This window comes from Neoakkermansia glycaniphila, assembly GCF_001683795.1.
GTDB classification, from domain to species: Bacteria; Verrucomicrobiota; Verrucomicrobiia; order Verrucomicrobiales; family Akkermansiaceae; genus Akkermansia; species Akkermansia glycaniphila.
Genome location: NZ_LIGX01000017.1, coordinates 88,283 through 96,204, shown reverse-complemented (window position 1 = coordinate 96,204; position 7,922 = coordinate 88,283). Strand labels below are relative to the sequence as shown.

At 59.0% G+C, this 7,922-nt stretch carries 10 protein-coding genes; 5 read left to right on the top strand and 5 right to left on the bottom strand.

The window, feature by feature from the left end:
- Positions 1-87: 87 nt before the first annotated feature.
- The 3 genes from AC781_RS04550 to lpxA all read right to left on the bottom strand — a co-directional run bounded on the left by AC781_RS04550 (position 88) and on the right by lpxA (position 2,122).
- Positions 88-585 carry a hypothetical protein gene (locus tag AC781_RS04550; RefSeq protein WP_067774181.1) on the bottom strand — a complete coding sequence of 166 codons (498 nt, stop codon included), beginning with the start codon at positions 583-585 and terminating at the stop codon, positions 88-90.
- 79 nt (positions 586-664) lie between these two features.
- Positions 665-1,333: an HAD family hydrolase gene (locus AC781_RS04545; protein WP_067774178.1), complete on the bottom strand. Its 669-nt coding sequence runs from the start codon at positions 1,331-1,333 to the stop codon at positions 665-667.
- 6 nt (positions 1,334-1,339) lie between these two features.
- On the bottom strand, positions 1,340-2,122 hold the full coding sequence (gene lpxA / locus AC781_RS04540; protein ID WP_067774175.1) for an acyl-ACP--UDP-N-acetylglucosamine O-acyltransferase: 783 nt from the start codon (positions 2,120-2,122) through the stop codon (positions 1,340-1,342).
- Between the two features lie 163 nt (positions 2,123-2,285).
- On the opposite strand from lpxA, the gene AC781_RS04535 reads away from it, so the two are divergent.
- From AC781_RS04535 to AC781_RS04515, 5 genes are all read left to right on the top strand, one after another.
- Positions 2,286-2,606 carry an ArsR/SmtB family transcription factor gene (locus tag AC781_RS04535; protein WP_067774195.1) on the top strand — a complete coding sequence of 107 codons (321 nt, stop codon included), beginning with the start codon at positions 2,286-2,288 and terminating at the stop codon, positions 2,604-2,606.
- 77 nt (positions 2,607-2,683) lie between these two features.
- Positions 2,684-3,541: an MTH895/ArsE family thioredoxin-like protein gene (locus tag AC781_RS04530; protein WP_067774172.1), complete on the top strand. Its 858-nt coding sequence runs from the start codon at positions 2,684-2,686 to the stop codon at positions 3,539-3,541.
- A gap of 31 nt (positions 3,542-3,572) precedes the next feature.
- Complete coding sequence (locus tag AC781_RS04525) at positions 3,573-4,259, top strand: urease accessory protein UreH domain-containing protein (protein WP_067774169.1); 687 nt, start codon at positions 3,573-3,575, stop codon at positions 4,257-4,259.
- 14 nt (positions 4,260-4,273) lie between these two features.
- On the top strand, positions 4,274-5,242 hold the full coding sequence (locus AC781_RS04520; protein WP_067774166.1) for a permease: 969 nt from the start codon (positions 4,274-4,276) through the stop codon (positions 5,240-5,242).
- The gene (locus tag AC781_RS04515) at positions 5,242-5,697 is read left to right on the top strand and encodes an arsenate reductase ArsC (RefSeq protein ID WP_067774163.1); all 456 of its coding nucleotides are present in this window, start codon (positions 5,242-5,244) and stop codon (positions 5,695-5,697) included. The genes AC781_RS04520 and AC781_RS04515 overlap by 1 nt, the downstream gene beginning before the upstream one ends.
- Here the strand turns inward: AC781_RS04515 and AC781_RS04510 are convergent.
- Together AC781_RS04510 and AC781_RS04505 are read right to left on the bottom strand one after the other, a co-directional pair.
- Positions 5,692-6,642: an RDD family protein gene (locus tag AC781_RS04510; RefSeq protein WP_141675751.1), complete on the bottom strand. Its 951-nt coding sequence runs from the start codon at positions 6,640-6,642 to the stop codon at positions 5,692-5,694. The genes AC781_RS04515 and AC781_RS04510 overlap by 6 nt on opposite strands.
- 16 nt (positions 6,643-6,658) lie before the next feature.
- Complete coding sequence (locus tag AC781_RS04505) at positions 6,659-7,915, bottom strand: serpin family protein (RefSeq protein WP_067774158.1); 1,257 nt, start codon at positions 7,913-7,915, stop codon at positions 6,659-6,661.
- Between the last annotated feature and the right edge of the window lie 7 nt (positions 7,916-7,922).

The window sequence follows — 7,922 nt, the reverse complement described above, 5'->3', positions numbered from 1 at the left end:
AGATGTGTATAAGAGACAGGGGTAGATGAGAACGGGCCGTTCCGACATGCGGAGCGGCCCTGAAAATGGAGTGGCGGGAAGGGCCGGTTATTTGTAGGAGGCTTCCTGCGTGATGGTGATGTTGGGGTAGCTGACGGTTTCTCCGGGTTTGAGGTTGCTGGTCATGGTGCCTTGGGCTGTCCAGACTCTTGCGGTTTTGTCTTCCTTGGTGAAGGTGAGTTCGTAGGTGCGGACTTCCGCTTCGGTGGCTTCGTTGTCCGGGTCGTTCGTGATGAAGCGGCTGCGGATGACGAGGGTGGCTGTGCCGGGTTCGCCGACTTTGTGGACGACGGGAGTGTAGGTGTACGAGCCGTCGTTGCTGCCGGCAGCTTTGCCGAAGGTGACGTATCCGTTCGTCGTGAAGGTGTAGACGGTTTGGCCGTCGCTGTTGAAGTCCATGGTGGTGTAGGCCATGGGGACGAGCGGGTTCGGGGCCTGCGGGGCGTCGGTGGTGGGTACGGTGGCGTTGTTGGAGTCGCTGCCGCAGGAGGTGTAGAGGGCGGCGGTGAGCGCGAGGCAGAGGGTGGTGGCGAGAGTCTTGAACATGTTAGTTGATGGATTGTTTGTCAAATGGATCGGGAGACGAAAGAGCCGCTATCTAGTTAGCATGGCAGGCCCCTTCCTGTCAACTCCAAATTCCAGTTCCGGCGCGGAGGCTGCGTTCCAGTTCTGCGATGGTGGTGCAGAGAGGAGCTCCTGTAGTCAACAGGTCGTCGGTGAGGGCATAGCCCCAGGAGACGAGGGTGAGAGCCGTGCCGGCGTTTTGGGCCGTGTGTGCATCGTGCAGGGAGTCGCCGACCATGGTGATTGCGGAAGGTGCCGTTTTCCAAGTGGCGGCGATGTGCAGCAGGGATGAGGGGTCGGGTTTGCGCGGGTATTGGGGCGTGTAGCCCATGACGGGTGCGAAGGGGATGGCAGGGAAGAGGTGTTTGACGAGGGGGGCGGTGACGATGTGCGGTTTGTTGGAGAGGACGGCGAGACGGTTTCCTTCGGCGGCGAGGCGTTCCAGCATGGCGGGTATGCCTTCGTAGGGGACGGTGCCTTGCTGCCATGTGTGCGGGTATTCGCGCATGAAGGCTTGCAGGAGGGCGTCGATGGAGGCTGGGAGGTTTTGTTCGTCTGCCGGAAGGGCATCGGCGCAGAGCCGCCGCGCTCCGCGACCGACGAGGGTGCGGATGTGCCGGGTGGTATGGGCGGGTTTTTCGAGGGATTCAAGCGCGCGGTTCAAGGCGAGGGCGATGCCGGGCAGGGAGTCGACGAGGGTGCCGTCGAGGTCGAAGACGATGTGGTTCATGGCCCGTCAGTGGCAGAATCCGCGTTCGGATGTTTCCAGGAATTGTACCATGCGGAGGAGGCAGGGGTTGGTTCCGTATTTGGGGTCGGCCTTGAGTGTGGCGATGGCTTCGCTGAGGTGGGCGGAGCCTTTGAGGAAGATTTTTTTGTAGCACTGTTTGAGCGCTTTGATGTCGTCTTCTGCGAAGCCCCGGCGGGAGAGGCCGATGGTGTTGATGGCCCGGACGGTTGCGGGGTGACCTTCGACGATGGTGAAGGGCGGGACGTCCTGCGGGACGCGTGCAACGCCGCCGACGAGGGAGTGTTCTCCGATGCGGACGAACTGGTGGATGGCGGCGCATCCGGAGAGGATGGCGTAGTCGCCTATCTGGACATGGCCTGCCGCAGCGGCGAAGCCGGAGAGGATGACGTGGTCGCCGACGATGCAGTCGTGGCCGATGTGGGAGTTGATGAGGAAGAGGTTGTTGCTGCCGATGACGGTTTTGTCTCCCGGGCTGGTGGCGCGGTTGATGTTGCAGTTTTCGCGGAAGGTGTTGTTGTCTCCGACGACGAGCCAGGTGGGTTCTCCGCTGTATTTGAGGTCCTGGGAGCGGAGGCCGATGACGGCGAAGGGGTAGAAGATGTTGCCTTTGCCGAAGGTGGAGGGGCCTTCCAAGACGACATGGCTGTGGAGGATGCATCCCGGGCCGAGGGTGACGTTGGGGCCGACGACGCAGAAGGGGCCGATTTGGACGTCGTCTGCCAGTTTTGCGGTGGGATGGATGACTGCCGAAGGATGTATGTCTGCCATGACTCGCCCAGTATGCCGCAGCAGGATGGAATTTCAAGGCTAAAGTGAGCGGTGCGTGATGCTTGCGGGGGCAGGTGAACGGGATGGGGAGTATGGAGGGATGCGTATGACAGTTTTACGGTTTTACATTTTGACGTTTTTCAAAATAATAAATCCGTTGCATATGTCCGAATGTTCTTGTTCAGAGGCTGTTTGTTCTTCCACAGTCAGGGAGGTTGAAGCGTTGGCCGGCGTGTTCAAGGCGCTGGGTCATCCCGTGCGCCTGATGATGGTGGAGATGCTGATGGATGGGGAGCGGTGCGTGTGCGAGCTGCAGAGCGGTTCGGGCAGGGATATGTCGACGATTTCGAGCCATTTGAATGTGCTGAAGCAGCATGGAGTGGTCGTGTGCGAGCAACGAGGGAAGAATGTGTATTATGCTTTGGCCTGTCCCTGCCTGGAGAATGTTTTTTCGTGCCTGAAGGGTTCGATTGCGCGCAGGTGAAGCAGGGATAGTGGAGGCAAAGACGATTTTTAGATCCAAACAATTTTAGATTTATCAAAATATCAATCAATAATCATATGAATACAATTCAGGTATATGGGCCGGGATGCGCGAAATGCGCATCGCTGGCGGAGGTGACGAAGCAGGCCGTGCAGGAGCTTCAATGGGATGTGCCGGTGAAGAAGGTGACCGATCCGATGCTGTTTGCCTCCGCCGGAGTTTTGGTGACTCCTGCACTGGTGATGAACGGCAAGGTGCTGCTTTCCGGCAAGGTGCCTTCTGTGGAGGCTGTGAAGGGTTTGCTGCAGGAGGCCGATGGCGCTTGCCAGCAGGGCGGGTGCTGCGGCAGCCGGGAGGAGAAGGCCGAGTCTTCCGGCGGTTGTGCCTGCAGCGGCGGTTGCGACAGGAAGGAGCCGGCCGAATCTGCGGGTGGATGCGGTTGCGGAGAGGGTGGATGCTGTGGCGGAGGCAAGCCGGGCTGCGGCGGGTGGAAGAAGGCTGTTGTCTGGATAGCGGCCGTGCTGGTTCTTCTGGCTGTCGTGAAGCTGGTGAACAGGAGCGGCAAGGAGTCTGCCGGGGCTGATACCGTTGCAGTGCCCGTGATGCAGGAGGGGGTAGAGGCGGTGTATTACCAGTATGGGGCGCGTTGTCCTACCTGCGTGAAGATGGAGGGGTGGATCAAGGAGGCGCTGGAAGGGAGTTTTGCCGATGCCCTGAAGGATGGGCGTCTTGTTTTCCGCTCGATTCCGGCGGATGCGGAGACGGTGCGCCATTACGGGATGACGACGAAGTCTTTGATCGTGAGCAACAGGAAGCAGGGCAAGGAGGCCGATTGGAAGAATCTTGAGCGTATTTGGGATTTGAACGGTGATGAAGCCGCATTCAAGGAGTATGTGGTTCAGGAGGTTCGGAAGCAGGTGGACGGGGTGAAATAGGGTTTTTTTCGAACGGGAGAGGTTCAAGGGTATGGACTGGCAGTTGTTGTCTTTGCTGGGTGTCGGAGTGGCGGCGGCGGTGTCTCCGTGTCCGCTGGCGACGAATGTGGCCGCCCTTGGCTTTATCTCGCAGGATATGGCTTCGCGGAGGATGTCGCTGATCGCGTCGGCCTGTTATACGCTTGGGCGCGTGCTTGCCTATGTGCTGGCAGGTTTGCTTGTGAGCCAGGGGCTGGCTTCCGCGCCGATGCTTTCGTTCTGGATGCAGGAGGAGCTTCCTGTGTATCTCGGCCCTGTGATGATGGCGGCGGGGCTGGTGATTCTGGGGTTTGTGCCGTTTTTTTCGTTCGGGAAGAAGCCGGATGGGGAAACGGCCCGCAGGATGGTGAGGCGGACGGGGGCTTTTGGTGCGCTGGTTCTCGGCTTTCTGTTTGCGCTGGCGATGTGTCCGCCTTCCGCCGCTCTGTTTTTCGGAACGGCCGTGCCTTGGGCGGCACAGGCCGGGAGTGAGGGGGCATGGCTCGGTATTTCCCTGTTCGGGGTGGGTACGGCTCTGCCTGTGGTCGTGTTTTCCCTGCTGTTCGTGTTCAGTGCGCGAAGGGCTGCTGCCGTGATGCGGCATATGCCGAAGATTCAGCAGGTGATGAAGGCGGCGACGGGGTGGTTTTTCCTCGGTCTCGGTGTGTATTGGCTGTTCAGCCGTATTTTGCTTGTTTAGTTTTAGTTTGTTTTATGATTCAGGATTTTGCAGATTGGCTGGTTTTTTCGGTTCTGGAGTTTTCGCCGGGCACGAGGCTTGGGGAAGCGGTGAATTTTTTCGTGTACGATACGGTGAAGATTCTTTTCCTGTTGTACGCGATCAGCCTTGTGATGGGTGTGGTGAATGCGTATTTCCCGGTGGATCGCATTCGCGTGTTTCTGACGACGCGCAAGTTGTACGGGTTGCAGTATTTTTTTGCGGCTTTGTTCGGGGCGGTGACGCCTTTTTGTTCCTGTTCGTCGATTCCGCTGTTTATCGGGTTTGTGAAGGGTGGGATTCCCCTTGGCGTGACGTTTGCCTTTCTGATTACGTCGCCTCTGGTGAATGAGGTGGCCATTGCGATGTTTCTCGGCGTTTTCGGTTGGGAGGTGACGGCGATTTACGCGGTGTCGGGCGTGGTGCTGGGGATGGTGGGAGGTGCGGTTTTGCAGAGGTTCAGGCTGGAGAGGTTTCTGTCTCCATGGGTGAAGGATTTATTGAGCCAGTCCGAACGGGAGAGCGCCGCATGGGAGAAGAAGCATGTGCCGTTCAAGGATCGTTTGCCCGAGATTGCTTCCGATGCATGGGGTATCGTGAAGGGTGTTGTGCTGTATGTGGTGATCGGGATTGCGGTGGGTGCGGGGATTCACGGTTATGTGCCGGAGGGCTTTTTCGAGCAGTATCTGGGTGCGGAGAGCTGGTGGGGTGTGCCTGCCGCCGTGTTGTGCGGGGTGCCGATGTATGCGAATGCTGCGGGTATCGTGCCTGTGATTCAGGTGTTCGTGGCGAAGGGGATTCCGATCGGTACGGCTTTGGCGTTCATGATGGCGACGGTGGGGCTTTCTCTGCCGGAGGCGATTTTGCTGAAGAAGGTGATGACGTGGAAGCTGATCGGGATTTTTTTCGCGACGGTGTCTTTGCTCATCGTGTTTTCGGGCTATCTTTTCAATTTTCTGATGTGATGATATATATACTGATTCTTTGTACAGGCAATTCGTGCCGGAGCCAGATGGCCGAGGCTTTCGCCAGACGGGCGTTTTCCGAAGAGGTGGAGGTGTTTTCCGCCGGGATCGAGAAGCACGGGCTAAATCCTTTCATGCTGCGCGTGATGAAGGAGGCCGGTTTCGGGATGGAGGGGCATTTTTCCAAGACGGTGGAGGAGCTGCCTGCCGTGGAATGGGATGCTGTGGTGACGGTATGCGGCCACGCTGCGGAGAATTGCCCGTATTTGCCGGCCCGGAGGCATGTGCATCTGCCGTTCGACGATCCGCCCGCTTTGTCGCGAGGGATTGCGGTCGAGGAAGAGGTGCTCGCGGTGTATCGGAGGGTGCGCGACGAGATTGCCGCCGCGATGGCGAAGCCCGGAGTGTGGCTGCCCAGTTGGGACGAATGCGGAAGCGAGGAGGCGCTGCTATGAACCGAATGTTTGCCCGAGCTGCCCTTTCATGCTTTCGATGTGAGCCATGAAGTCGGGCATCCACGGCATGAAGAGCCATCCGATGGCTTCCATGAGGATGAAGATGAGTACGGCGGCGATGAGGATGCGTTCCATCCGGGCGGGAGGCGTGACGAGGGGGAGGGTTTGCAGCCTTTGATCCCACATGGTGATGCCTCGTTTGCGGAGGGACCACCACGAGAGGAGCATCATGATGGGGGTGAAGATGGTGAGGACAAGCCCCATGCCGAAGATGTATACCTGTATGCTGCGCGTGAGGGAGGTGCCAAGGCCGAGTTTTTTCTCTTCAAAGGTGACGACGCGTATGCCGAGCAACCATTTGCCGGGCGTGGTGCTCCAGCGGGAGATGAGCCATGCTTCAATGAGGAACATGGGAGCCCATGCGATGGGTGAGACGAAGGTTTGGTGGAAGCCGACGCTGCAGAGGCGCAGAATGGAGAGCGCGATGACGGCGTAGATCAGGAGGTCCAGTACGCGGGCCCAGAGGCGGAGGACAGGTGCCGGTACGGCAAAGATGCGGGTGGTTTTGTCGATGGCGGCGACGGGGGGCTGGGCATCCGCCGGGAGGTCATGCGGGATGGGAGGGAGTTCCGGATATTCTTCCGACGGTTCGAGGGGGTGGAAGTAGCTGGAGAGGGCCGGCAGTTCGTGCATGGGCAGCCATTTGGAACAGCCTTTGTGCCAGCCTTTGGTTTCCGGTGTGATGTCTCCGGCTTCGAGAAGGGAGATGATTTCGGCTACGGAGATGGGGCCTTTGCGCTGCTTGTTTTCGATCCAGTAGATTTCCATGGTGTTTGTGTCGCGTCTTGATTGCCGGGAGGTTGGGCGCGTCCGGCAGTCCGGCGGCAGGCTGCGGCGAGTGGCCGCCAGTTGTGCGATTGTCGCAACTGGCGGTTGTGTTGTCAAGGTTGCAGCGCGTGCGTCAGGAGGTGGGGTCGCGCAGGATGCCGATGAAGTAGGGGGTGGTTTCGGGGTCGAGGTCGGCGATGATCCAGATGAAGGGGCGGTCGGCCTTGAAGTGGGGTGGAAGTTTGGGGGTCACAGGTTCTCCTATGTAGTATGCATCCATGCCGAGGGCTGTGGCGGCGGCGGCTTCGACTCCTTCTTCCTTCATTTCAAACCATGTGTTTTGTTTGACGAAGGCGATGCAGAGCGGTGTGCCGGAGATGCCGGAGAAGTCGGCCTTGGCAGGGTTGAATGCATGAGGCATGCCCGTGGCTGCGAGGCCGTCGGCGAGGTCGCTGTCGTACGCGGTTTTGAATTTGGGGATGTCGATCTGTACGGTTTGCGGATGTTCTTTGGCGAGCGATGAGCGGATGTTTTGCAGGGCGGCCGGGGTGAGTGAGGAGAGGTATTTGCCGATGGAGATGCCTTTTTTCGGGAGGATGGCGATCATGCATGCCTCTTTTTTGTCCAGATGCTGCTGGAAGGGAATGGCGACGATTTCGCAGTCGGGGCGGGCGATGTAGCGGACATCGTAGGTGTCATTCATCATGGAGCAGGGGACGGTGCGGCCCGTTTCGAGGCGGAAATCCTGTTCGATCGTGTTTTCCGGCAGGAAGGGGTGTTGCCATTTTGCCTGGGTGTAGACGGTGTTGATGAGGATGAGGCTGGTCAGGGGTGTGATGTCCTGAGGGGTGAGGAGTTGGGTGATGCGGCCTTTCGTTTGGTCGGAGACCCATTGGTTGATGTCGGTGCTGGCCTGGGCGGGGTTGGCGGCGAAGTTGATTGGGGTGACGCTGCCTTTGGGCAGGCCGGCTTTGTATTCAGGCTTCAGGGAGATGTGGCTGGATGTGTAGGCGCGGTTGGCTATTTCAAGGGGTAGCGAGGTGTTGTGCGTCTGTTGATTGAGTTGGTTGATGGAGCCGATGGTGCGGTCGATTTGTCGGAGGGTTTCGCCTCTCGCTCCGGGGCGTACAAGGGCGAGAGCCATGGAGGCGGAGCAGGGGGAGAGGCAGAGGTTCTGCCGTTCCTGTTTGGCGAGATGGAGGAAGAGGTCGAGGCCGTATTGGGGTTTGTGGGCGGCTGCCGTGTAGGCCGGGCCGTTTTCCGGGTTGGGGAGTTGGGGGAGCGGTGGCGGCGATTGCGCGGCTTTTTCGGATGGTTTTTGATCCGTGGCGCAGGAGGCGATGCAGAGGGTTGCCAGCAGAGTGGCGGTGAATGAGTGGCGATGTTTCATGTTGATC